Source organism: Aliirhizobium wenxiniae (assembly GCF_019511445.1).
In the GTDB taxonomy this organism is placed as follows: domain Bacteria; phylum Pseudomonadota; class Alphaproteobacteria; order Rhizobiales; family Rhizobiaceae; genus Neorhizobium; species Neorhizobium wenxiniae_A.
Genome location: NZ_JAEUAN010000014.1, coordinates 47,515 through 72,861 on the forward strand (window position 1 = coordinate 47,515; position 25,347 = coordinate 72,861).

The following is a 25,347-nucleotide window of genomic DNA, read 5'->3' on the forward strand; positions in this document are numbered from 1 at the left end:
ACCATCGGCCGCAAGCCTTTCGGATTTTCTCAATGCCGCAGCTTCGTCATCGGGTGGAATGGATGATGTAGGGAGCGCGGCAAGACAGGTCGATGCTTGATAGCAAGGCATCCGCGAAAGCATGAAGACATGCGCGCCGCGCCTTGAAGCCAGAAACAGACAGATCATAAAAGAGGGAACTGCTATGATTGTTAATCGCCGAGATCTCCTGAAATATCTCGCTATCTCCAGCGCCGCCGCAGCACTTCCCGGTCAGCTTCTTGCTGCTCCGGCAGCCAAGACATTGCGGGTTGGCCTCTCCACCTATCCGTCGCATTTCCGCCCGTGGATCAATGTCGGCTATGCGGGCCAGCTCGTTTCGGCCCTGATCAACCGCAACCTCGTTACCTATGACGCTAAGGGGCAACTGGTCGGCGAACTGGCGGAAAGCTGGACGCGCGAAAACGACCTGACCTGGGCATTCGTGCTCAAGGACGTGAAGTTTTCCAACGGCCAGCCGGTTACTTCAGCCGACGTGAAGTGGACGCTGGAAAAGATCGCGGCCGAAGGCTCCGGTGCCTATATGCGCGATCCGGTGACCCAGATTGCCTCGATCGAGATTGTCGACGACCGCAATTTCAAGCTCGTCACCAAGGCGCCGGACGTAACCATTCCCTCGGTCATGGCTTATCCCTTCCTCGCCATTATTGCGGCCGGCTCCACCGATGCACAGGAACAGGGCATCGGTGCCGGACCCTTCACCATCGTTTCCACGGAAAAGGGCGTCGGTATTTCGCTCGCCGCATCGGAACATTACTTCAAGGAAGGCCTGCCCTCCTTCAAGGATGTTCAGATCACCCCTTATGCGGACGAGAACCTGCGCGTTGCGGCACTCACTGCAGGCGATGTCGACTTGATCGACTACGTGCCGTGGAGCGCGATGGACACGATCGACAAGGACTCCAATCTGAAGCTCGACGCCATGGCTTCCGGTGCGTTCATGTATCTGAGCTTCAACGGTTCGGGCGTGTTCAAGGATCCGAAGCTGCGCCAGGCGGTTGCCTTCGGCATTCGCCGCGAGGAAATCGTCAACACCGTGTTCTATGGCCGCGGCGCGCCGCTTTCCGGCGTTCCGCGCCCGTCGGTCTCGCCTTACTATAACAAGGAACTGGCCAATTACTGGACCTATGATCCGGCAAAGGCAAAGGCCCTGCTGAAGGAAGCCGGTCACGAGAACGGTCTTGAGGTTTCGCTGCTGGCGACCTCGCAATACACGATGCATTCCGGCATCGCCGTCCTGGTTCAGTCGCATCTGGCCGAAATCGGCATCAAGGTGAACCTGACCATGCCTGACTGGGCAACACGTGTAACGATGGGCAATCGCGGCGTCGGCGATTTCGCGGTTCAGGGCATCGGCATTGATACGCTCGATCCGGATGCGGCGGCAACCGTCATCGATCCGTCGCTGACCCAAACCTTCCTTCGCAGCCGCAATTTCGAGGTGCCGGGCCTTTCCGACCTGCTGCAGCGCGGTCGCCAGGAAGGCGACGAGGCCAAGCGCATCGTGCTCTATGCCGAAGTCGACAAGCTCGTCTGCGACAATACCAGCTTCTGCGGTCTTGCTTATCGCGCGACGGGCTTTGCGCGCAACAAGACTGTCAGCAATCTCGAACTGCTGCCGGACCAGATGTCGCCCTTCTCGGCAACGCTGTTCGACAAGCTGGCGCTTGCCTGACACCATCTCCCCCAGCGCTTCCGCCTGCCTTCCGGCTTGGGCGGAAGCGGTAATGGCATTGGCTCTGGCCGCATGATTGCGGCGGCCCGTGCCGTGACGAAAAGAGAATAGGGGCTATATGTTCTGGTTTCTGAGACGCGGGATTGCCAGTCTGATCATGTTATGGGTGATCGTGACGCTGGTCTTCATGTCCATCCACTTCGTACCCGGTGACCCCGTCGAGCTGCTTCTGTCGCAGGATGGCGGCTCGGCCGATCCGGCGACGGTCCAGATGATCCGCGAGGACCTCGGGCTGAACCGCCCGATCGTCGAGCAGTATGTGGAGAAGCTGAAGGGCCTCGCCTCCTTCGATCTCGGGCGCTCGATGGTTGACGACAGCTCTGTGTCTGCCGAAATCGCGCGACGGCTGCCGCGTACGCTGGAACTGATCGGGCTTGCGGCGCTGATCAGTCTGGTGATCGGAGTTCCGGCCGGCATCTATGCTGCACTTCACACAGGCAGGTCGTTCGATCGCGCGGCATCCTATGTCGCGGGTTTTGCCCAGGGCATTCCGGTTTTCGTGCTCGGTACGCTTCTCATCTTGGTCTTCTCGCAGATGCTGAAGCTGACGCCGGCGGGCGGTTTCGTGGCGTTTTCGCAAGCGCCGGGCAGGCACATGATGCTGCTACTCATGCCGTCGCTTTCGATCGGTATCGGGCTTGCCGCGATCGTTTTTCGGATCACCCGCGCCTCTACGCTGGAAGTCCTGCCGCTCGACTACGTGCGCACCGCTCGAGCCAAGGGTCTGGGCGATCGCCGTATCGTGCTCCACCACATCCTGCGCAATGCGCTGATTCCCGTCATCACCATTTTCGCGCTGCAGATCGGTTCGCTGCTCGGCGGCACGGTACTTGTCGAATATGTATTCAACTGGCCTGGGCTGTCGGGAATGCTGGTCAGCGGCGTCAATGCCCGTGACTACCCGACCGTGACCGGCGTCATTCTGGTGATCTCGGCGCTTTTCATCGGCCTCAATTTCTTGGTCGATGTTCTCTACGGCCTGACTGATCCGCGGGTGCGCAAATGACCGGAACCTCCTTGAAATTCACTCGACGCCTGATCCCGGCCTATCTTCTGGCCCTGCTTCTCATCGTCAGTCTTCTCGCTCCGGTTCTGCCGCTACAGGATCCGCTTGCGATGGATACCGCGGCCCGCTTTGCCGGTCCCTCAGCTCAGCATCTGTTCGGTCAGGATGAGTTTGGCCGTGACATTCTCGTGCGTCTAATCTTCGCGCTGCGAAACTCGCTGATCGTCGCCTTTGCCGCCGCCATTCTGGCGGGCTTCATCGGTACGGCGCTCGGTGTTCTGGCCGGCTATTCCCGCGGGCTGACCGAAATGCTGGCGATGCGGTTTATCGACATCGTACTGTGTTTCCCGCCGCTGCTGCTCGCGATGCTGGCTGTGACGCTTTACGGTCCGGGACCGGTGACGCTTATTCCGGTTTTGGCGATCGTCTTCGTGCCGAGTTTCACCCGTGTCGCCCATGCCAGCGTGCTTTCCGTCCGCTCGCAGGACTATGTCGAGGCCGTGCGCAGCATGGGGGCGAGCAATGCGCGGGTGATGTTTTCCACCATCCTGCCCAATATCGCCGGTCCGCTGATCGTCCAGTTCTCGTTCACCGTCGCTGTGACCGTGGTGCTGGAATCCGGCCTGTCCTTCCTCGGGCTTGGCGTGCTGCCGCCGGCCCCGTCGCTCGGGCTGATGATCGGGACGGGCCGCGCGACGCTGGCGCAGGCGCCGATGTTGCTTGTCTGGCCCTGTGCTGCACTGACGGCGATGATCCTCATTCTCAATGCCTTCTGCGACGACTTGCGTGACAGGCTCGATCCGAAATCCAGCAAGATCAGGGGGCAGTGATGTCAATATCCGAAACCGCAACCAAGCCCGGCCTGTCGATTTCTGACCTCAACATCTCCTTCCGCAACAAGGATGGATGGACCTCGGTCGTGCGCAGCCTCGGCTTCGATATTGCGCCGGGCGAGACCGTCGCGATCGTCGGTGAATCCGGTTCGGGCAAGAGCGTCACCGCCCTGTCGTTGCTAGGCCTTTTGCCGCAGCAGTCGACGCGGATCGAGGGCTCGATCCGGCTCGGAGACAAAGAGCTACTCTCCCTTTCGCCGAAAGACCTGAAGGCGCTGCGCGGCAACGAGATCGCCATGATCTTTCAGGAGCCGATGACGTCGCTCAACCCGACCATGTGCATCGGCGAGCAGATTGCCGAATCCATCATCGCCCATCGCGGCATTTCCAAGTCGGAGGCCAAGGTCGAGGCGATCCGGCTGATGGAAAAGGTGCATATTCCGTCCGCCGCGCGTCGTTACAGTGAATATCCGCACCAGTTTTCCGGCGGCATGCGCCAGCGTGTGATGATCGCCATCGCGCTTGCCTGCAAGCCGGCGCTGCTGATTGCCGATGAGCCGACGACGGCACTCGACGTGACGATCCAGGCGCAGGTGCTGAACCTGATCAAGGAGTTGCAGGAAGAAGAAGGCATGGCCGTTCTCTTCATCACCCACGACATGGGCGTGGTGGCCGAAGTCGCCGACCGCATGGTGGTGATGTATCGCGGCGATGTGGTGGAAGAGGGGACGACGACCGAAATCTTCGCCAATGCCCGCCATCCCTATACCAAGGCGCTGCTTTCCGCCGTGCCGCAGCTGGGATCGATGAGCGGCTCAAGCGATCCGCAGCCCTTTGCCATCTACGATATCAATACCGGCCTTGCCGCCGAGGCTTCGGTGTTGAAATCCACCGTCGATACGTCGGAAATCCTGCTCGATGTGAAGGACCTGTCGGTTCGTTTCCCGGTGCAGCAGACGATTTTTGGCAAGGTTACCGCGCGTGTCCATGCGGTCGAGAATGTCAGCCTGACGCTTGCGCGCGGGGAAACACTGGCGATCGTCGGGGAGTCCGGCAGCGGCAAATCCACGACCGGCAAGCTGATCACCGGTCTCTTACATCCGACGGCGGGCAAGGTGGAGATCTGCGGCAAGCCGATGCGCCAAGACACACGGCAATCGCTCAGCCGCTCGGTGCAGATGATCTTTCAGGATCCGTTCGCCAGCCTCAATCCGCGCCTGACGGTCGGTCGGGCGATCACCGAGCCGTTGCGCATCCACAAGCTGGCGAGCGAAAAGGAGCAGGACGAGATTGCCGCTTCGCTGCTGACACGCGTTGGTCTCTCGCCGGAGATTGCAAAACGCTATCCGCATGAATTTTCCGGCGGCCAGCGGCAGCGTATCTGCGTTGCCCGTACGCTGGCTCTGAAGCCGAGCGTGATCATTGCCGACGAGGCCGTGTCGGCGCTCGACGTTTCGGTGAAGGCGCAGGTGGTAAACTTGCTCTTGGAACTGCAGCAGGAGATGCAGCTCGGCTTCATCTTCATCAGCCACGACATGGCCGTGGTCGAGCGGATCAGCCACCGGGTGGCAGTGATGTATCTCGGCGAAATCGTCGAGATCGGGCCACGGGCAGCGATCTTTTCCAATCCTGTTCATCCCTATACGCGCCGTCTCATAGAGGCCGTTCCGGTGCCCGATCCGTCGCGGCGGCGCGATCGCCACAAGATAACCGACAGCGAAATCCGCAGCCCGGTGCGGCCCGGAGACTACGTGCCACCTGCACGGACCTACCGCGAAGTGTCGCCGGGCCATCTGGTGCAGGATGCCGGCCCGGAATGGGCGGCTTGAATTTTCGCATAGACAATTGAGGCAAAGGCCATGTCACTCTCCATTCCCGTTTCTCCTTTTCAAGGCGATGCCGAACTGCCGGCACATGCCGATGTTGTCGTCATCGGCGGTGGCATTATCGGTATCAACACGGCGCTGACGCTGGCGGAGCGCGGCGTCTCCGTCGCGGTGGTCGAAAAGGGCGTGATCGGCGGCGAGCAATCGGCGCGCAACTGGGGCTGGACACGCCAGATGGGCCGCGATCCGGCGGAAATTCCGCTGACCATGGCAAGCCTGCGTTTGTGGTCGCAGATGAACGAGCGCACCGGCGAGGAAACCGGCTGGCGGCGCACCGGGATCACCTATCTCTGCTACAACAAGCGCGACATGGAGATCTGGGGCGGCTGGTATGAAAAGGGCAAGGCTTACGGGCTGAACTCCGAAATGCTGACCGGTGCGCAGACCGAGGCGCTGCTGCCGGGATCGTCGGGCGGGTTGATCGGCGGTCTTCACACCCCGAGTGATGGACGCGCCGAGCCGGCATTGGCGACGGTTGCCATGGCGAATGCGGCGAGACGCGCCGGCGCTCACATTCTGACGCAATGTGCGGCGCGTGGTGTCGAGCGCTCGGCGGGAAAAATCTCCGCTGTCGTGACAGAACGTGGCCGGATCACCTGCTCGTCGGTGGTGCTGGCGGGTGGTGTCTGGTCGCGGCTGTTTGCCGGCAATATGGGCATCGATTTTCCGCAGCTGAAGGTGATGGGTACGGTTGCCCGCGTCACCGGTATTGAGGGCATTTCCGACATGCCGGTCGGCGCCGGTGATTTCGCCTACAGAAAACGTCTGGATGGTGATTATTCGGTGGCGCTGCGCAATGCCAATATCGCCAATATCGTGCCGGACAGCTTTCGGCTGTTCTTCGAATATATGCCGTCCTTTGTGCAGACATGGCGGGAGCTGAAACTGCGTGTCGGCAAATCCTTCGTCGATGAGCTGGTGATGCCGAGGCGCTGGCAGCTGGACGATAAGACGGCCTTCGAGACGATCCGCACGCTTGATCCGCTGCCGACGAAATCCTTCAACCGCAAGGCACTTGCCAATCTGGCGCGTGCCTATCCGGCCTTCGCCAAAGCGCGTGTCGTCAACGAATGGGCGGGCATGATGGATGTGACGCCGGATGCCGTTCCAGTGATCAGCGACGTGCCCTCGACGCCGGGCTTCTTCATCGCCTCCGGTTTTTCCGGCCACGGTTTTGGCATCGGGCCGGGTGCGGGCCATCTGATGGCCGATATCGTCATGGGCGGCGATACGCTTGTAGACCCCGCGCCCTTCCACATTTCGAGACTTCGCCCAAAGCTGGCGATTGCCGCTTAAGAAACGGACGGTCCTTCTCTCCCGTCAGGGCAAAAAAAAGTCCTCCCATAGCCGTTCGGGCAATATGGGAGGTTAGTTGGGGAGGGGTGTCCGGCTTTCACAATCCGTTTCGCCGAGACGATGATTTATCCGGCGAGATCGCTGGTCAGCAGGCCGGCATAGGGGAAGAGGGCAGGGGAGCCGCCGCAATGGATGAAGAGAACGGAGCTGCCCTTCGCGATGCTGCCCTTTTCAACGCAACCGATAATTCCGGCGAAGGCCTTGCCGGTGTAGACGGGATCGAGAAGCATGCCTTCGCGATTGCCGGCGAGCTTGATCGCGGCATTACCGGCATCCGACGGAATGGAGTAGCCGGGGCCGATATAATCGTTTTCGATGCGGATATCGTCAGCGGTCCAGCGCTTTTCGAGGTCGAGCAGTTCTGCGCCGGCATTGGCCATGACGGCGATACGCTCACTGAACGGGACGGCGCTGCCGGTGACGGCGATGCCGACGACTTCCGTTTCCGGCCAATAGAGCGAGCAGCCGATATGCAGGCCGGCAAGCGTGCCGCCGGAGCCGACCGGAGCAACGAGATAGCGCGGAGCGGGCGTGCCGGCGGCGGCATATTGTTCGGAGAGTTCCTTGACCGCGTTGACATAACCCATGGCGCCGAGTGCGCTCGCGCCGCCAAGCGGGATGATATAGGCCTTCTCGCCACGCGCCTCGGCTTCAGCAGCGTGATGGGACATGCGTGGGTTGATCTCGGTGAAATAGGCATCGGGATCGAGGAAGTCGATTTCGGCACCGAAGAGATGATCGAGCAGGAGATTGCCCTGGAAGAGATCGGGGCGGTTGCCGCGCAGAACGAGAATGGGCTTCATGCCATATTTGCGGGCAGCAGCAGCCGTCATGCGGGCATGGTTCGACTGGTGGCCGCCCGTGGTGATGAGCACCTTGACGCCCTGCGCGACGGCATCGGCCATCAGGTATTCGAGCTTGCGCACCTTGTTGCCGCCACCGCCGAATCCGGTGAAGTCGTCCCGCTTGACCGAAAGCGTAATTCCAAGCTCGGCGCTCAGGCGCTCCATCTTCTCGATCGGCGTCGGCAGATAGCCGAGGGAGAGCCTAGGGATCGCTTCGAGTTTCATGCAGATTTCCTTTTGAATCACGGGGTGCAGCGGGTCGTGCACGACCGGCAATGATCAATAGATATATAATATATCCTATATCGATACTGGCAAGATGCTTTCATTTGTGGCATGCAATATAAAGAGGCAAATTATTGCACCGGACCCGAATTTCGGAGAAAAAGGACCCGTCCATGAGCGCACCATTGATGACCGTGTCGGGCCTGAAAACCTCCTTCCGTCGCAAGGGTGTCTGGCTTCCCGTCGTGCGCGACGTGTCCTTCGATATCCATGCGGGTGAAACCCTGGCGCTGGTGGGCGAATCCGGTTCCGGCAAGAGCGTCACGGCCATGTCGATCATGCGGCTCTATGCGCCCGAGACCTGCCGGATCGAAGGGTCTGTTAAGCTTGAGGGCCAGGAGCTGACGACGCTGCCGGAGCGCAAAATGCGCGACGTGCGCGGTGACCGGATCGCAATGATCTTTCAGGAGCCGATGACGAGCCTCAATCCGTCGCTGACGATCGGCGACCAGATTTCCGAAGTGCTGGTTGCGCATCGCGGCCTTTCCCTGACGGACGCGATGAAAGAGACGCGCGGCCTCTTGGAGAAGGTCCGCATTCCTTCCGCTGCCAAGCGTCTCGAAGAATATCCGCATCAGATGTCCGGCGGCATGCGCCAGCGCATCATGATCGCCATGGCGCTCGCCTGCCGCCCGAAACTGCTGATCGCCGACGAGCCGACGACGGCACTCGACGTGACGATCCAGGCCCAGATCCTCGAACTGATCAAGCTGTTGCAGGAAGAGGAAGGCATGGCCGTTCTCTTCATTACCCATGACATGGGCGTGGTTGCCGAAATCGCCAATCGCACGCTCGTCATGTACAAGGGCGAGGCGATCGAGCGCGGTGAGACCGAACAGATTTTTGCCGAGCCGCAGCGGGGATATACCAAGGCGCTTCTCTCCGCCGTGCCGAAGCTCGGCTCGATGAAGGGCGAAGCAAGTCCGGCCCGGTTCCCGCTGGTGGATGTCGATACGGGCGTACCGGTTGCGATGCCACAGGTGGAAGACACCGTGTCTGCCGAGCCGGTGCCGCTTCTGCAGGTTCGCGATCTGATGACGCGTTTCGATATCGGAAGCGGGTTTCTTGGCTCCACATCGGGCCGCGTGCATGCGGTCGAGAACGTCTCCTTCGATCTGAAGGCCGGGGAAACGCTGGCGCTGGTGGGTGAATCCGGCTGCGGAAAATCGACGACAGGCCGCACGATCATCCGTTTGCAGGACGCGACGTCCGGCTCGGTGAAGCTAGACGGCAAGGAGATACTCGGCCTGACGGGCGACGAGATGCGCGCCATGCGCCGGCATATTCAGATGATCTTTCAGGACCCGTTCGCCAGCCTCAATCCGCGCATTCAGGTCGGTGATGCGGTGGCTGAACCGCTGCTGGCGCATAAGATTGCATCCGGCAAGAGTGATGCCCGCGATCGGGTAGCGGATCTGATGGTGAAGGTCGGCCTGCAGCCGGATATGGCCAGCCGTTTTCCGCACGAGTTTTCCGGCGGCCAGCGGCAACGCCTGTGCATTGCCCGCGCGCTTGCCATGGCGCCGCAGATCATCGTGGCGGATGAGGCGGTTTCAGCGCTCGACGTGTCGATCAAGGCGCAGGTGATCAACCTGATGCTCGACCTGCAGGAAAGCATGGGGCTTTCCTACCTGTTCATTTCCCACGATATGGCGGTGGTGGAGCGGATGAGCCATCGCGTTGCCGTGATGTATCTCGGCGAGATCGTCGAGATCGGTCCGCGGCAGGCGATCTTCGAAAACCCGCAGCATCCCTATACAAAGCGGCTTTTGGCCGCCGTTCCGATTCCGGATCCCGCCCGTCGCGGCATTCGCCGTGGTTTGAGCAATGAAGAGATCAAGAGCCCGGTCCGGCCGGTCTCATATGTTCCGCCGAAGCGGGATTATGTCGAGGTTTCGCCGGGGCATCTCGTCCAGTCCTGGGGTGATGAGTGGGGCAATGCCGATGCCGCGGCGTGATGTGAATTGGCAGGGAATGTGAGAATGACAGTGTCGAACCGGGTGGCAATGATCAGCGGCGCATCGCGAGGCATCGGTGCCTCGATTGCGGAAAAGCTGCTTTCCGAGGGCTGGGCGGTGAGCCTCGGGGTCAGAAGCCCGGAAGCTTCATCGTTCAAGCGCAATGCGAACGCGCTTGTCTGCCGTTTCGATGCGCTCGATCCTGCGAGCGAACGGTCGTGGATGGAGGAGACGATCGCTCGTTTCGGCCGTCTCGACGGTCTGGTGCATAATGCCGGGATCATGACGCCGAAGACTGTGCTGGAGGCCGGCGACGACGATTTCGATCTGATTTTCAATGTCAACGTGAAGTCGCCGATGCGGCTCAGCCAGCTTGCCTGGCCGCATCTCGAAAAGGCGCCGAACGGACGGATCGTGACGCTCGCCTCGCTTTCCGGCAAGCGGGTGAAATCCGCAGGTTCCGGGCTTTATGCCATGTCGAAATTTGCGGCGGTGGCGCTCGGACATGGCCTGCGCCAATGCGGCAAGGAGAATGGTGTTCGTTCGACGATCATCTGCCCGAGCTTTGTCGCCACCGACATGGGCAATGCGCTGGCTAGCCGCGACAGTGCGGAGCTGACGCAGCCGGAAGACATTGCCAAGATCGTGCACATGGTTCTCGAACTGCCGAAGACGGCGAGCATTGCCGAAATTCCAGTCCATTACACCGTCGAAGACTGTTACTGAATCCGGTGTCGTTTGCCGAGCCGCTTTATGCGGCCCGGCCTAGCGCTAGTCAGACCTCTTCGGCCGGACCGATTTCGATCGGCAGGGCAGCATTGCCAGCCCATTCATGCCATGAGCCGACATAGATTTTCAGCTTGTCGAAACCTGCGAGTTTCAGGCCGTAAAGTGCAGTCGCTGCGCGTGCGCCGCGGTGACAATAGGTGATAATCTCGCGATCCGGCGACAGGCCGGCTTCTTCGGCGATCCGACGGATTTCTTCGGCCGGGCGGTATTTGCCGTTCTTCAGCACGTCTTCGTAGAAGGCGAAATGCGAATGTGGGATGCGGCCCGGGCGGGCGCAGCAGGCGTGGTGGAATGTACCTTCGAATTCCGTCTTGCGGCGGACGTCGAAGATATCGGCGTTGTGATCCGCGTGGTTCAGTACGTCATCCGTCGAGGCGACGAGTTCACGGTGAAAACTCAGGCCCGTGGTTGCCGACTGGCTGATCGCATCCGGCGTTCCTGTGCCCGGTGCGGTTTCGCCGCCTTCCTCCATCCAGGCCTGAATGCCACCATCGAGGATGAGACCGCCCTTGAGACCCACGAGTTCATAGAACCAGAGGCCGCGCGGGGAGATCATGCCGGTCTGTTCCTCGAAAAACACGGGGATGCGATCATCGCCGAGGCCCAGCCGATCAAAGGCTTCGCGTGCGCCGGCGGCCATGCCGGTTATGCCAGCCTCATCGCTTTCGGGAATGAAATAGTCGTAGACATTGAGGCTCACCGCACCGGAAATACTGGCTTCGCGCCATGCTGCTTCCGGGCGTACATCGACTGGTACGAGGCGGCCTTCGGGCAGCAACTTGATGAGTTCGGCGGCGGTGATGATCATGGCCGGATCCTTTCGGGAATGCGTATCAGATGGAGGGCAGAAGAGTGCCGATATTCAGGTCGTTCGCTCGGGCCAGCACGCGCGCGGCAAAGGCGATGTCGAAGACGTTGAGCCCGAAGCTGGAGAAATATAGCGATGCGTCAGCCGGTGGTCGCCAGCCGTCGAGCAGTAGGGCCGGGAGGTCGGCGGCAACGCGCTCGGGCGAAAATTCACCGACGCGATACATCTGGAACAGGCTTTTGGCGCTCTTGTCGGCAAAATCGCCCCAAAGGTCGACGGTAACGAGATCGGTCGCCGCGATCGTCTCGAACATGACTTCGTGAAAGCCGATCTGCATGATCAACCGACCGGGCCGGACGGCGGATCTGTCCAGAAACGGCTGCGGTGAAGACGTGCAGCAGATGACGACATCCGCATCGGCCAGAGCATCACGCCAATCGGAATGGCGGAGGATGCGGGTGGAAATCTGCCCGGCCTGTTCGATCAGGGGATCGAGGTTTGATCGTGTGCGGTTCCAGAGATGGATCGCTTCTAGGCCGGGGAAAAGGGCAAGCAGCATGTCCAGATGGGTCTGCGCATGTGCGCCACCTCCCAGCAGGGCAACGGTTCTGATGCCATCGGGTTTAAGGGCGTTGATCGCCGCTGCGGAGACGGCTGCGGTGCGCATGCAGGTCAGGAGCGCGCTTTCGACGCTGCCGACCGGTGCGCCATCCGACAGGCGGTTGATGACGGTCGTGCTGCTGATGCTCGGCAGGTCACCGATCGGTTCTGCGCGGTGGACGGTCCATTTCAGACCGGCCGCGTTAAATGCTCCGCCGACGAAGGCCGGCAGGCCATAGGCCTTGTTGCGCGGGTCGGCTCCGAGCGGCATGACGCTTTCGGCGACCATGCCGGCTTCGCCGCTGCGCAAAAGCCGGATCGTGGCCTTGATATCCTCGACCGCTGCCGCCCAATCCAGCGCACCGGCCTCGATTGCATCCTTGCGAGAGAGATGGCGGATGGTGCTCACACGGCCTCCGGTTCGTCTGCGACGTGTTCGAGCCAGAGCGTTATCGACTGGATGAAGCGTCGAAAGCCTTCAAGCGTCATGAATTCATCGATGCCATGCGCATTGCCGCCGCGACCGGCGCCGGCGAGCAGGAAGGAGTTTGCATGGCGCGCAAATGCATAAGCGGGTGCTGCGCCGATTGCCCAGGGCCAGATCTGCGGCGGGGCGTTGGCGGTGGTCTCGTAGCTTTTCAGGAGAGCCAAAACGCCGGGCGCATCGGCGAGGAAACGGAAGCCCGGATAGCTATCGGCAACAGTGAGGATCGCTCCTGGCGCCTTTCCGAGCGCCGTCCGGTATTGATCGAGGAAATCCGCCGGGTTGAGCGAGGGCGGTGTGCGCAGTTCGAAAGCGGCACGCGCGCCATGCGGGATCACGCCATCGGAGCCGAGCGGCATGCTTTCGAGGCTCGATATGTTGAAGGATGCAGTCGACAGGACGTGCTCAAGAAGCGTCTGCGCATCGCCTTCCAGAGAGAAAGCCTCCGTCTTGCGGAAGCGCAGTTCGGCGGCGGGGTCGAAGGCTTTTGCCAGATCTGAGACGATGCCGGCGGCTTCCGCGTCGATCGCGATTTTTTCGAGTTCGCCGGTCGGCGGCTTGCCGATCAGAGACAGGGCTTCGACCAGCCTGCTTGCGGGATTGGCGATCCACGGGGCGTTGCTGGAATGGATGGCCGCTTTCGGGCCGCCCCATGCGCCGCCCTCGACCCGCACCTCGCCCTTGGCGATGCCGGAAAAGCCGAGATAGACGCGCGGCGCGCCACCGCCATATTCGCAGAAGGAGGGAAAGATCGCAGACGCGCTTTTGCGTACCGGGCAATCCGGGGCGGCGAGATAATCGCGTATCGCGCCGCTGCCGCTTTCCTCTTCGCCATCAACGAGAATCTCGACATTGACGCGAAGTTTTCCGGCATCTGCCAGCGCCTTGACGGCGATAAGCATGCCGGCGAGTGGCCCCTTGTTGTTTTCCGCCCCGCGGGCAACAAAACTTTCGCCGATGCCTTCGAGATCGACGATGCCGCCCTTGAACGGATGGACCGACCAGCCTTCCGGCGAAGCGGGCATGACGTCATACATGTTGTAGAGGATGACAGTCTTTTCAGCGCCGACATCGATACGGGCGTGGATGAACGGGGGGCGGCCGTTCGAGGAAGCCGCCGAGACGATCGTCGCACCAAGTTCGGTCTTCAGCCAGTCAACGACCGCATCCGCCTGCCGGGCGATCTGCCGTTCATCGCCCTTAACCGACGGGATTGCGCACCATTGCCGGGTAAGGTCCAGAGCTGCGTCGAAAGTGGCGTCCGAAGTCACAGTCTGATCCTCGGGTTGAGCCAGACATAGGCGAGATCGACAAGGAAGTTGACGATGACGAAGACGGCTGCGGCAAACAGAACGACCGCCTGAACGACGGGGAAGTCGCGGTTCTGGATTGCCTCGACCGCCAGCCGTCCGATGCCCGGCCAGGCGAAGATGATTTCCGTCACCAGCGCACCACCGAGCAGCGAGGCGAAATACATGCCCTGCACGGTGATGACCGGAATCAGCGCATTGCGCAGTGCGTGATGGACGATGATCCGCCAGGACGAGATGCCCTTGGCGCGGGCGGTACGGATGTAGTTTTCGCCCAGAACCTCAATGAGGCTTGCTCTGACCAGCCGCGTGATGGCGCTGAGATAATAGGCACCGAGCGCAATGGACGGCATGATGAGGTGCCAGGCCGAGCCGATGCCGCTCGACGGCAGCCAGCGCATTTTCAGCGAAAAGAAGATGATCAGCAGCAGCGCCAGCCAGAAGACCGGGATGGCCTGACCGAGCAGCGAGATGACCCGGATGGCGAAATCGATGGCGCTGTTCTTGCGCACGGCGGCGATCGTGCCGAGCAGGAAGCCCAAGAGCGAACTCCAGACGAGTGCGGTCATGGCCAGAAGCGCTGTTGCCGGCAAGCGTTCGATCAGAAGATCGAGTGCCGGACGCTGGAAGCGCAGTGACATGCCGAGTTCACCGGTCACGGCACTTGCCAGAAACCGGCCATACTGAACCCAGATCGGATCGTTGAAGCCCATCGCCTGACGGAAAGCCTCGATCTCTTCGCGCGAAGCTTCGGGCGACATCATCAGGGCTGCCGGGTCGCCGGTCAGGAAGAGCGCGAAGAACACAATGGCTGAGACGCCGAACATGACGACAAGGCCCTGAAGCGCGCGGCCGGTGATAAAGCTCAAGGTCTTCATGTTTTATGCGTTCCTGCTGTCGGCACGTCTTACGAGCCAGTCACCGATCAGATTGCAGCCGATCACCAGCGCGCCGATGACGAGGCCCGGATAGAGCACCAGCCAGTTGGCAAGCAGGATGAAGGAGCGGCCTTCGCCGATCAGGTTGCCAAGCGTTGGCGTCGGCGGCTGCACGCCAAGGCCGAGGAAGCCGACGGAGGCTTCGAGGATGATGAGGCGCGGCAGATCGAGCGTCATCAGCACCGTGATCGGCCCGACAATATTGGGCAAGACATGGCGGAAGATGATGACCATGTTGGACAGGCCGATGGAACGCGAGGCGTCGATATATTCCAGCTCGCGGATTTCGAGCGTCTTGGCGCGGGCGACGCGGGCAAAGACCGCCCAGCCTGTCACGCCGAGCACGACGACGAGATTGCCCATGCTTGGGCCGATGACGGCAACGATGAGCAGGATCAGGAGAATGAACGGGATGGCGAGCTGCACGTCGACGGCGCGCATGATGATGATATCAAACCAACCGCGGTAATAACCGGCGATCATGCCGAGCGTTGTGCCGAGCACAACGGAGATGACCGAGGCGGCAAGCACGATCGACAGCGAGATCGCCGTTCCAAGCCCGAGACGGGCGAGGAGATCCCGCCCGAGCTGGTCTGTTCCCAGAGGATGAAGCTCTCCGCCGATGACGGAGAGCGGTGGCTTGAATGTCGCGGTCAGGGTTCCGCGCACAGGGTCGATCGGCCAGAGAAGGGGCACGAGGACGCAAAGCGCCAGAACCGCGATCAGAAGGAACGTGGCAAATATCGCATCTGCGTTGTCCCTGACATTCCAAAACCGTGTCATGCGCGATTACTGCTTCTTGATGTCGAAGATCGGGATACGGGCGTCCGGACGTCCTTCGAAGGTGACCGACTTAGCCTTACCGTAAAGGGCATCTTCCTGGTAGAGCGGTATGACCGGCACCTGCTCTGCGGCGAGATCCTGGATCTCTGCAAGGACAGCTTCGCGCTTTGCCGGATCGACGATCGAGCGGCTTTCATCGAGCAGCTTGTCGAGTTCCGGAATGGAAGCTGTCGAATAGGGCTCTCCGGTCTTGAAGATGGCGTAGACGGCGGCATCCGCATCGAGAGTCTGGGTGGAGCCCCAGCCGAGCATGAAGATCGGGCCCTTGCGCGGAACCTGCTGGGTGTAGACGGACCAGTCGAGCACTTCCTGATCGATCTTGACGCCGATATCGCCGAATTGCTGGGCAATCGCCTGGGCGACTTCGCTGTCCTTCATGTAGCGATGGGTGGACTGCATCTTGATCGAGAAGCCGTTCGGCAGGCCGGCTTCGGCCAGCAGGGCCTTTGCCTTTGCCGGGTCGTATGGCGTGACGGGCAGATCCTTGTAGCCGAAGTCGGCGGCGCCGACCTGCGTGCCGCGCGGCGATGCCATGCCCTGCAGGATGTTGGTGACGATCGACTGGCGGTCGATCGCCATGTTGAGTGCCTGGCGGACTTTGACGTTATCCAGCGGCTTTTCGTTCATCACGAGGCCGAGATAGATGGTGAGGCCGCCATTCTTGACCTGGACGAGATCTGTATCCGGGCTGTCCTTGACCATCGGAGCGATATCGACGGGGACGTTTTCGATCAGGTCGACTTCGCCGGTCAGAAGCGCGGTGATGCGGGCCGTGCCATCCGGGATGGCGCGCCAGGTCACCTTGTCGATCGACGGAGCCCCGCGCCAGTAATCCTTGTTGGCTTCAAGAATGACGTGCTGGTCAGGAACGAATTCAACGAATTTGTAAGGGCCGGTGCCGACCGGCTTGCGGGCGAAGACGTCGTTGCCGACTTCCTTCACGTATTTCGGCGGCACGATATAGGCCGGATAGCGGCTCATGCGGGTGGGCAGTAGCGGATCGGCACCTTTGGTCTTGATGCGGACGGTCAGCGGATCGACGACTTCGACGCTTTCGACCGTGCGGATATAGGATACGGTCGGAGACTTGGCTGCAGGATCGATAACGCGGTCGATGGTGAACTTGACCGCTTCTGCATCCATCGCTTCACCATTGTGGAACTTCACGCCGTCGCGCAGCTCGAATTCCCAGGTCGTGTCGTCGATCGCTGTCCAGGACGTAGCAAGGCCTGGGACCAGCTTCATTTCCTTGTCGCGCATAACCAGCGTGTCGAAGATGTTGTCGACGATCGTGGCGCTCTCCCTGAGGAAGCCGGGGTCCATCGCGGTGGTCGAGGCGCCGCGACCAACGACAATATCGGCCGCCGAAGCGATGGCCGTGGAGATTGGCAGCAGCATGGATGCAGCGAGCGCAATGGCAGCAAGTCTTTTCATGGGGGCCTTCACTTCCTCTGGAGTTGGTATCTGATATCCTGACAATGTATTCGTCAGGGGGGGCTATTATTATATGCTAAGATATATGATATATTCTGTGTGGGCAAGATATGGGCATTTTCGATTGAGTGCCAAAAAACGGGCAATTTTTCCAAGGGTGAGGTCTACGTGAGTACAGCTTTGTTCAATGCGGCGCCTCGAAGGAGCCTAGTCACCCATGTTGAAGATGAAATCCGTGCGGCTCTGATCGAGGGGCGGCTAGAGCCGGGGACGCGGCTTGTCACCAAGGATTTGGCGGATTCGCTCGGCATGAGCATCACCCCGGTGCGCGAGGCGCTGGTGCGCTTTGCTGCCTCCGGCGTTCTGACGGCTGAACCGGCGCAATCCTTCCGGGTGCCGACGATGACGGTGGCGCAATATTCGGAGATTTCCGAGATCCGTAAATCGGTGGAGGGGCTTGCGGCGTTCAACGCCGCTTCGCAGATTACCGCCGAAGAGATCGCTTCAATGAAGGATCTGCTCACACGCTATCTCGCCGCGAAGGCCGAAAAGGATCAGCATCTCGCCCTGACGCTGAACAAGGAATTCCGTTTTGTTCTTTATGCGGCTGCCCGGATGCCGACGCTTCTCGGGGTGATCGAATTGTTGTGGCTAAGGGCCGGTCCAGGGTTCAACTATCTCTATCCGGAGACTCAGTCAGGCACCGGAGAACATCAAAATTACGATGATCTGCTGGTTGCGTTGCATGAGCGGCAGGCGGTGGCAGCTCGCGAGGCGATCGAACACGCGATCCAGGATGGAGCGCGGATCGTCATCGAGGCTCTGCAGCGGCGGCAGGCGCAGCCGGTTGCGGCCAAGTAAGAGAGAAGGCGGACTTCACCAATGGGTAAGACATTCACTGCAGCCCATTGGGGCGTCTATGAAGTAAGCGCCGACGAGGCCGGTCTGAGACTTGAAGGTTTTGCGCAGGATCCCGATCCGTCTCCGATCGGTATGCATATGGCGGCCGAGGACCTGACGGATGTGAGGATCCGCAGGCCGGCGGTCCGCAAGAGCTGGCTCGAGAAAGGGCCGGGCGCCAATCCGCATTTGCGCGGGCGCGAGCCTTTCGTCGAGGTCGACTGGGATACGGCGCTTGATCTTCTGGCGGCCGAACTCGACCGGGTGCGGCGCGACCACGGCAACGAATCCATCTTCGGCGGCTCCTATGGATGGGCAAGTGCGGGGCGCTTCCATCATGCTCAAAGCCAGGTCCACCGATTTCTCAATCTGATCGGCGGTTACGTGTCGTCGGTCGATAATTACAGCCTTGCCGCTGGACGGGTGATCCTGCCGCATGCAATCGGCTCGACCGAGTTCCTGCTGGACCGGCATACATCCTTCGACGTGATGGCCAAGCATACCGAGCTTTTCGTCACCTTTGGCGGCGTGCCGGTCAAGAACGCCCAAATGTCGGCCGGCGGGGCAGGGCGGCACCGCGTGGTGGCCGGCATGCTTGCTATGGAGAAAAACGGCACGCGGTTCATCAATATCGGTCCGGTTTCCGACAATATGCCGGTCGACAGCGAATGGATTGCCGCGCGGCCGAATACAGATGTCGCGATGATGCTGGCACTGGCCTATGTGCTTCACACTGAGGAGCTGGCGAAGCTGGATTTCCTCACTACCCATTGTGTCGGGTATGACCGTTTTGCAGCCTATCTGACGGGTGAGGCGGATGGGATCGCCAAGACGCCGGAATGGGCGGCCGCACTCTGCGGTGTCGGTGCCGACCGTATCGCTTCGCTTGCCCGAGACATGGCCTGCCATCGAACCATGCTCAATATCTCCTGGTCACTGCAGCGTGCCGTCCATGGCGAGCAACCGTTCTGGATGCTGGTGACGCTGGCGGCGATGCTGGGACAGATCGGATTGCCGGGCGGCGGGTTCGGGGTCGGATACGGTGCGCTCAATTCCGTCGGCCATGACAATGTCCGCTTCAAGTCGGGAGCGTTTCCTCAGGGCGAAAATCTGGTTAAAGCGTTCATTCCGGTGGCGCGCATCACCGACATGCTGCTCAATCCGGGCGAGGGTTTCAGCTACAACGGCAAGGAGCATCGCTATACGGATATCCGCCTGGTCTATTGGGCGGGTGGCAATCCGTTCCACCATCACCAGGATCTCAACCGGCTGCTGAAGGCGTGGCAGAAGCCGGAGACGATCATCGTCAACGAACCCTACTGGACGCCGACGGCCAAGCTTGCGGATATCGTCCTGCCGGTCACTACTCCTCTGGAGCGCAACGATATTGCGTCATCCGGCGGCGAGGATCTCATCGTGGCGATGCGCAAGGTTTCCGAGCCTTATGCGCAGGCACGCAACGATTTCGATATCTTCTGTGGACTGGCGCTGCGCATGGGCGTCAATTTCTCTGAAAATCTCGACGAGGAAGGCTGGCTGCGACGGCTCTATGGCGTGACCGCTGCGAATGCCCGCGAAAAGGGTGTCGAGATGCCGAATTTCGACCAGTTCTGGCAGGAGGGTGTTTTCGACCTTCAGCCGGAGGCGCGGCCGGTAGTGATGCTGCAGGAGTTTCGCGACGCTCCAGAGGCGAACCCGGTTCCGACCCCTTCCGGCAGGATCGAGATATTATCCGAGACCGTCGACAGTTTTGGGCTCAGTGACTGCCCCGGTCATCCGACATGGTTCGAACCGCCGGAATGGCTGGGCAATCGGCAGAGCGAGGATCAGTTCCATCTGATTTCCGACCAGCCCGTGCGGCGTCTGCATAGCCAGCTGGATGCAAGCCCTCACAGCAAGGCGGGCAAGATTAAAGGCCGCGAGCCGGTTCTGGTCAATCCATCGGATGCCGAGCGTTGTGATCTTAGCGAGAGCGATCTCGTCGAGATCCACAACGAGCGTGGCCGGCTTATTTCGGCCGTGGTGATTTCCGATGCGATCATGCCGGGTGTGGTCAGGCTTTCGACAGGCGCATGGTTTGACATGGATTTTGAGCGCAATCTGGAGCGTCACGGCAATCCCAACGCACTGACGCTGGATGTGCCGTCGTCATCACTGTCTCAAGGCTGCAGCGCCCAAACGTGTCTTGTCCGGCTTCGCAAGATCGACGATGACTATGCGCCCTCTGTACAGGCGTTTGAGCATCCGGAACTGGCAATCGCGGCAACTCGGCCTTAACCGCATTCGTCTGCGCCGATTGAGTCCAAAGAAAGCGCGCGCCTCATCAATAAGCGCGCGCTGACTGACTATGCAGCCTTGATCTTGGTGTCCGTCTGCGGATAGCGGAACTTGGTATCTGTGAGGCCGGCAGCATCGGAGAGCTGGGCCGCAAAAAGTTGTGCCGTCAGAATGTCGAGGATGGCACGTGCGATGTGGTTTTCCTGTTCAGGTACACGCATGACGGTCAGAAGCGATCCGTCCTGAATATCCGGGTTTGCAGTGACGAGCAGGACAGGGCAGCCGATCTCCTCGAGTTGGCGCGCCATCTGCAGTTCACGTCCATCACCGAAGACCACGACGCCGGTTCTGCCGTCCATTGATTCCATCGGTCCATGCAGATAGTGGCGTGTTTCGGACGGACCTGCCGGAATTCGGGATGCTTCGCGGATCAGAAGCGAAGCACCGTCTGCCGTTCCGAGCGACGCGCCTGCGCCGACGCAATCGATGGCTCGGCGGTCATGGAAAAGCTCGCCGAGACGTTCCATTTTCTGGCCGGCGTTCGACAGCACTTCCGCTGCAAGCTGGGGGATTGCGTTCCAGTCTGCAGTGATGCTTCCGCAGAGCTTATCGACGACCAGTCCCGCAACCGCCAGTGTGCCGGTATAGCCCGTGCTTGACGGCGTGGCGTCGGATCCGTTGTTGATCATCAAATGTTTGCCGGCCGCCATTGCCAGCGGGCTTTCCGGATCCTTGGTGATGGCGAGCTTTGCCGCTTTCGGATTGGCATTGAGCGCATCGACCGTCTCAACGCTGCGGCCGCGATGGGACAGGGCAATGATCGCATCGACGATGTCGCCGCCCATCATGTCGACCTGACGCAGCGGAATCGCCCGGCGAGCACGGCGCGTCAACTCGCCCGCAACCACTGTTGCTGCTGCATAGCTGGCACCGATGCCGGTGATCCCGATCAGCCCGGACTTGAATGCGGAGAGATCGAGGTTCTGAAGCTCTGTAGTGGCTGCGGCAAAGCTGTCGGCAAGCGATTCCGGCTGCCGTGCGATTGTGGATCGATAGCTCATATATAGTCCTTTCGGTATTTCTGCAGGGTTCAGGAAGACGAGGAAACGGGACGAGGGGTGTTGGTTGCTGCCGGGTTGAGGCGCGCGGCCAGGCGACATGCGCCTTCCACAGGCGGTCCGGAAAACAATCTGGCGGTCACGCTGCCGTCGAAACGATTGGTGATCTGTTCGGAAAAGGCGCTCCACAGCATGGGCTGGGATGCAATCACGCTGCCGCCGGCCACGACTGTCGTCGCTCCGGCACCATTGTGCCTCAACCGCGCGATCAGATCGGCAAGCTCCTTGGCGCCATCTCGTACAACCTGCCGTGCAAGGAGCGACCCCGCTTCAGCCGCTTCGAATATGATATGGGCGTGGCGGCCAAGCTGCGCGGCGCTACCGCTCCTGCCGACTGCGCTGCCGATGCGTGCAGAGGACTTGATTTCAAGCGCCGCGAAGAGAGCCCGAACCAGAGGTTCGTCGGGGATGCCGCCATAGTCGAGATAAAGGGCAACCGCCCTGGCTGCCTCGCGCATCAGGCCCGAGGCACTGCCTTCATCACCGATAACCCAGCCCCAGCCGCCGGCCACCAGCATACGGCCATCCGGGCTGCGGCAGACCGCAATCGATCCGGTGCCGGCAACAACACCGATACCGTCGGAGAGATCAAAGGCGGCAGGCAAAAGTTCGGCGTCGTTGACCACCTGCACGGGAAAATTCACGCGCTCGGCAAAGGCCACCTGAAACGCGTTGCATTCTTCCGCATCGTCACATCCATGTGCCCCAATGGCCATCGAGGCGATGGTTGCGCCATCGGAAAACCGCTCGACGAGAGCAAGCAATGCCTTGGCATCGCTTGTCCAGTCGCGGACCCGCCATTCGGTGGTGGGCAAGATCAGATCCTTGGCAGTCCCGTCCGGCAGGTAGCGTCGGAGGTGGGTCTTGGTTCCGCCGATATCGATGCCGATTTCGGTTGCGACCTTGTTCGTTGTTTTCATTGCATGTCTCTTTCTGCGATCCTGCGCAGCATGGTCGTCTCGCGGCCGCTCTGTGCGCAGAGCATCTCTTATCGAGCCGGCCGGACGCGCTGGCCGGCTTCGTCGAAGATCATCAGTCCCTTGATGTCGATAACGGCGGAGCAGTCGCCCGAGCCGGAATAACGTTTGCCGGAGCTTCGGATGACCATCCGTTCGCCGCTTACGAGATCGGTGTGGATATGGCTGACGTCCCCGAGTTCTTCGACGAAGGCGACTTTTGCGGGTAGCGACACCTGGCCGGCCTGCCCATTGGTGAAGCCCACATTCTCGGTTCGTATGCCGAGCTTGATCTTGCGCAGCGCAGGATCAAAGCCCGTGAACGGTATCGCGAAACGGCCTTCGCCGCCGACGCCGTCGACCAAAATTTCGTCCTTCGAGACGGACACGACCTCCGCCTTCATGAAGTTCATCCGCGGTGAGCCGACAAAACCCGCGACGAATTCATTGTCCGGGTCATCATAGAGATCGAGCGGGCGACCGCACTGCTGGATGATGCCGCCGTTCATCACGACCATCTTGTCGGCCAATGTCATCGCCTCGACCTGATCATGGGTGACGTAGATCATCGTCGTTTTCAGCTTCGCATGAAGCTGGATCAGCTCGGCGCGCATCTGAACGCGCAATTCGGTATCGAGATTGGAAAGCGGTTCGTCGAAGAGAAACACTTTCGGTTCCCGCACGATCGCGCGGCCGATCGCGACACGCTGTTTCTGGCCGCCGGAAAGCTCGCCCGGCCGGCGCTCGAGTAAATGCTCAAGGCGCAGGATGCCTGCGGCTTTCGCCACCTTTCCCTGGATGACGTCTCGTTTTTCCTTTGCGAGCTTCAGGCTGAAGGCCATGTTCTCGAAGGCGGTCATGTGCGGGTAGAGTGCGTAGGACTGAAACACCATAGCGACGCCGCGATGAGCCGGATCGACCGAGTTCATCGACTTCCCGTCAAGCCGGATATGGCCGGAGCCGATCTCTTCCAGCCCGGATATAGTGCGCAGCAGGGTAGATTTTCCACACCCCGATGGCCCGACAAAGACAACGAATTCACCGGAGGAAATGTCGAGGTTGACGTTCCGTAGCACGTCGGTTTTGCCGAACGATTTTGATAGGTTCACGATTTCAAGCTGAGCCATGTTCCAAACCTTGGGATTGGGTGTTGTAGGGGGCCGGGTGCATCTCCGGCCTCAGCCCTTTGTGCCGGACATCGCGATGCCCTCGACGATTTTGCGCTGGAAAATCAGGAAGAAGATCAGCGGTGGCAGTGCGGCAAGCAGGTTTGCCGTCATGACAACGTCGACCGTCTGATGCGAGTAGGGGGAGTTGAACAGACCGACCACCTGGCCGACGGTGTAGAGCTCCGGATTGGGAGCCACGATAAGCGGCCAGATGAAGTTGCCCCATGTCTTCATGAAGGTGAGGATCGCCAGCGTCACAAGAGCATTCTTCGACAGGGGCAGCGCGATATAGCGATAGAGCTGAAAGTGGCTGGCACCGTCGAGCCTTGCGGCTTCGAGCATTTCCTTCGGCAGGGTCTTCATGAACTGGATCAGCATGAACAGGCCGAAGGCGGATGCAAGGCCGGGAACGACCAGCCCCTGCATCGTATTCAGCCAGCCGAGTTCGGCGGTGAGCAGATAAGTCGGTATGATGGAGACCGCGGTCGGCACCATGAGCGACAGCATGACGACCGCAAACATCAGTCGCTTGCCGGGAAAATTGAACAGCGCGAATTCGAAGGCCGCCATCGAGCCGATCAGGAGCACGCCGACAATCGTCAACAGGCTGTAGGCGATCGAGACATAGTAGGCCTTCAGGTAATCGGTTTCGCGCATGATCATCATGATCTTGCCGAAACCGGCGCTGAACGACGTCGGGTAAAGCCGCGGATTGAGTGAAACCGGCGTACCGGGATCCGAAAACACCACGTTGATCATCCACCAGATCGGGAAGACCGCAACGATGGCGACGCAAATGGCGACGATCCATTTGAGCACGGCCCAAGGCGAAATCACCAGGGCAATCGACCGGCTGGCAGGTGCTTCGGCGACAGCATCAATGGTCATTGATCATAACCCTTCCTGCGAAAGACGAACATTGCGGCGGTAAACAGGATGATGATTGCCGTCAGGATGAACCCGTAGGCCGATGCCTGGCCGAATTTGAGCGAGCCAAACCCTCGTCCCATCATGTCCATAACCGGGAAAAGCAGAGCATTGGAGCGGCCGCCATAGCTGGCGAATGAAGAGCCGGTAAGCAGCCACGGCACATCGAAGACCTGCAGGGCCGAAATGACGCCGTAGGTGGTGACGAAAAAGAGTACCGGATAGAGCATCGGGATGGTCACGTAGCGGACCTGCTGGAGTGGACTTGCCCCGTCCAGGCGGGCGGCCTCATAGACATCTTTCGGAATATTTTTCAGTCCGGCAAGGATGATCACCATGTTGAAGCCTGCCGACACCCAGACATCGACCGCTATCAGCGAGTAGAGCATGGTTCCTGTGTCATTGAGAAAATTCACGGAGGGAAGACCGAACCAGCCGAGCATCATATTCAGCAGGCCGAAGTTCGGCGTGTAGATCCAGCGCCACACGGTTGCCGCAAGAAATGCCGGAAGAACGACGGGCATGAAGAAGGCGCTGCGGAAGATATTCGACCAAGCGCCCTTGAAGCTGTCGACCAGAAGGGCAAGGCAGAAGGCAACGAAGATCCCGAGCGGCACGGTGATAAAGATATAGGTCGCCAGATTCCACATCGCCTTGTTGAAATCACGCGAGCCGATGATCCGGCTATAGTTGTCCAGTCCGACGAAACGGACCGTCGTCGTCGCGTTCCAATCGTGGAAACTGTAGAAGAAGCCGCTTGCGATCGGATAGAGAAAGAAGACGGCGAAAAGACACATGAATGGCAGAACCATCATGTAATGGGGTATGTATTTCTTGGCGATCATCGGGGC

The 25,347-nt window shown here is 60.3% G+C and carries 21 protein-coding genes; 9 read left to right on the top strand and 12 right to left on the bottom strand.

Going from position 1 to position 25,347, the window contains the following annotated elements; genetic code table 11:
• Positions 1-184: 184 nt before the first annotated feature.
• From JNB91_RS17555 to JNB91_RS17575, 5 genes are all read left to right on the top strand, one after another.
• Positions 185-1,714 carry an ABC transporter substrate-binding protein gene (locus tag JNB91_RS17555; RefSeq protein WP_220326808.1) on the top strand — a complete coding sequence of 510 codons (1,530 nt, stop codon included), beginning with the start codon at positions 185-187 and terminating at the stop codon, positions 1,712-1,714.
• 118 nt (positions 1,715-1,832) lie between these two features.
• Positions 1,833-2,780, top strand: coding sequence for an ABC transporter permease (locus JNB91_RS17560; RefSeq protein WP_220326809.1), 948 nt, complete (start codon positions 1,833-1,835; stop codon positions 2,778-2,780).
• A gap of 11 nt (positions 2,781-2,791) precedes the next feature.
• Positions 2,792-3,610: an ABC transporter permease gene (locus JNB91_RS17565; protein WP_223218238.1), complete on the top strand. Its 819-nt coding sequence runs from the start codon at positions 2,792-2,794 to the stop codon at positions 3,608-3,610.
• On the top strand, positions 3,610-5,442 hold the full coding sequence (locus tag JNB91_RS17570; protein WP_220326811.1) for an ABC transporter ATP-binding protein: 1,833 nt from the start codon (positions 3,610-3,612) through the stop codon (positions 5,440-5,442). Before JNB91_RS17565 ends, JNB91_RS17570 begins: the two co-directional genes overlap by 1 nt.
• A 30-nt stretch (positions 5,443-5,472) precedes the next feature.
• Entirely contained in the window at positions 5,473-6,795 is a 1,323-nt protein-coding gene (locus JNB91_RS17575) for an NAD(P)/FAD-dependent oxidoreductase (RefSeq protein ID WP_220326812.1), read from the top strand.
• Positions 6,796-6,920: 125 nt separating this feature from the next.
• Here JNB91_RS17575 and JNB91_RS17580 read toward each other — a convergent pair whose 3' ends face one another.
• Positions 6,921-7,925 (bottom strand): 1-aminocyclopropane-1-carboxylate deaminase/D-cysteine desulfhydrase, encoded by a 1,005-nt coding sequence (locus JNB91_RS17580; protein ID WP_220326813.1) that lies wholly within the window; start codon positions 7,923-7,925, stop codon positions 6,921-6,923.
• 173 nt (positions 7,926-8,098) lie between these two features.
• Between JNB91_RS17580 and JNB91_RS17585 the strand changes: the two genes are divergently transcribed.
• Together JNB91_RS17585 and JNB91_RS17590 are read left to right on the top strand one after the other, a co-directional pair.
• On the top strand, positions 8,099-9,943 hold the full coding sequence (locus JNB91_RS17585; RefSeq protein ID WP_220326814.1) for an ABC transporter ATP-binding protein: 1,845 nt from the start codon (positions 8,099-8,101) through the stop codon (positions 9,941-9,943).
• A gap of 24 nt (positions 9,944-9,967) precedes the next feature.
• A complete protein-coding gene (locus tag JNB91_RS17590) occupies positions 9,968-10,669 on the top strand; it encodes an SDR family NAD(P)-dependent oxidoreductase (protein ID WP_220326815.1) in 702 nt (233 codons plus the stop codon).
• A gap of 49 nt (positions 10,670-10,718) precedes the next feature.
• Here JNB91_RS17590 and JNB91_RS17595 read toward each other — a convergent pair whose 3' ends face one another.
• From JNB91_RS17595 to JNB91_RS17620, 6 genes are read right to left on the bottom strand one after another with little or no spacing between them, the layout of a single operon-like run.
• Positions 10,719-11,540, bottom strand: a complete 822-nt coding sequence (locus JNB91_RS17595) for a sulfurtransferase (protein WP_220326816.1) — start codon at positions 11,538-11,540, stop codon at positions 10,719-10,721.
• Positions 11,541-11,565: 25 nt separating this feature from the next.
• Entirely contained in the window at positions 11,566-12,549 is a 984-nt protein-coding gene (locus JNB91_RS17600) for a hypothetical protein (protein WP_220326817.1), read from the bottom strand.
• On the bottom strand, positions 12,546-13,895 hold the full coding sequence (locus tag JNB91_RS17605) for a M20/M25/M40 family metallo-hydrolase (RefSeq protein WP_220326818.1): 1,350 nt from the start codon (positions 13,893-13,895) through the stop codon (positions 12,546-12,548). The genes JNB91_RS17600 and JNB91_RS17605 overlap by 4 nt, the downstream gene beginning before the upstream one ends.
• A complete protein-coding gene (locus tag JNB91_RS17610) occupies positions 13,892-14,812 on the bottom strand; it encodes an ABC transporter permease (protein WP_220326819.1) in 921 nt (306 codons plus the stop codon). The genes JNB91_RS17605 and JNB91_RS17610 overlap by 4 nt, the downstream gene beginning before the upstream one ends.
• A 3-nt stretch (positions 14,813-14,815) precedes the next feature.
• Positions 14,816-15,655, bottom strand: coding sequence for an ABC transporter permease (locus tag JNB91_RS17615; protein ID WP_183820775.1), 840 nt, complete (start codon positions 15,653-15,655; stop codon positions 14,816-14,818).
• A 6-nt stretch (positions 15,656-15,661) separates the two neighbouring features.
• Positions 15,662-17,149, bottom strand: a complete 1,488-nt coding sequence (locus JNB91_RS17620; RefSeq protein WP_220326820.1) for an ABC transporter substrate-binding protein — start codon at positions 17,147-17,149, stop codon at positions 15,662-15,664.
• 168 nt (positions 17,150-17,317) lie between these two features.
• Between JNB91_RS17620 and JNB91_RS17625 the strand changes: the two genes are divergently transcribed.
• Both JNB91_RS17625 and JNB91_RS17630 read left to right on the top strand, forming a co-directional pair.
• Positions 17,318-18,010 (top strand): FCD domain-containing protein, encoded by a 693-nt coding sequence (locus JNB91_RS17625; RefSeq protein WP_220326821.1) that lies wholly within the window; start codon positions 17,318-17,320, stop codon positions 18,008-18,010.
• Positions 18,011-18,031: 21 nt separating this feature from the next.
• Positions 18,032-20,326: a molybdopterin-dependent oxidoreductase gene (locus tag JNB91_RS17630; protein ID WP_220326822.1), complete on the top strand. Its 2,295-nt coding sequence runs from the start codon at positions 18,032-18,034 to the stop codon at positions 20,324-20,326.
• 68 nt (positions 20,327-20,394) lie between these two features.
• On the opposite strand, the gene JNB91_RS17635 is transcribed toward JNB91_RS17630, so the two are convergent.
• From JNB91_RS17635 to JNB91_RS17655, 5 genes are all read right to left on the bottom strand, one after another.
• Positions 20,395-21,387: an SIS domain-containing protein gene (locus tag JNB91_RS17635; protein WP_220326823.1), complete on the bottom strand. Its 993-nt coding sequence runs from the start codon at positions 21,385-21,387 to the stop codon at positions 20,395-20,397.
• Between the two features lie 29 nt (positions 21,388-21,416).
• Entirely contained in the window at positions 21,417-22,364 is a 948-nt protein-coding gene (locus JNB91_RS17640) for an N-acetylglucosamine kinase (RefSeq protein ID WP_220326824.1), read from the bottom strand.
• A gap of 68 nt (positions 22,365-22,432) precedes the next feature.
• Positions 22,433-23,527 (bottom strand): ABC transporter ATP-binding protein, encoded by a 1,095-nt coding sequence (locus tag JNB91_RS17645; RefSeq protein WP_220326825.1) that lies wholly within the window; start codon positions 23,525-23,527, stop codon positions 22,433-22,435.
• 51 nt (positions 23,528-23,578) lie between these two features.
• A complete protein-coding gene (locus tag JNB91_RS17650; RefSeq protein ID WP_220326826.1) occupies positions 23,579-24,457 on the bottom strand; it encodes a carbohydrate ABC transporter permease in 879 nt (292 codons plus the stop codon).
• Positions 24,454-25,341 carry a carbohydrate ABC transporter permease gene (locus JNB91_RS17655; protein ID WP_220326827.1) on the bottom strand — a complete coding sequence of 296 codons (888 nt, stop codon included), beginning with the start codon at positions 25,339-25,341 and terminating at the stop codon, positions 24,454-24,456. Before JNB91_RS17655 ends, JNB91_RS17650 begins: the two co-directional genes overlap by 4 nt.
• Positions 25,342-25,347 lie beyond the last annotated feature (6 nt).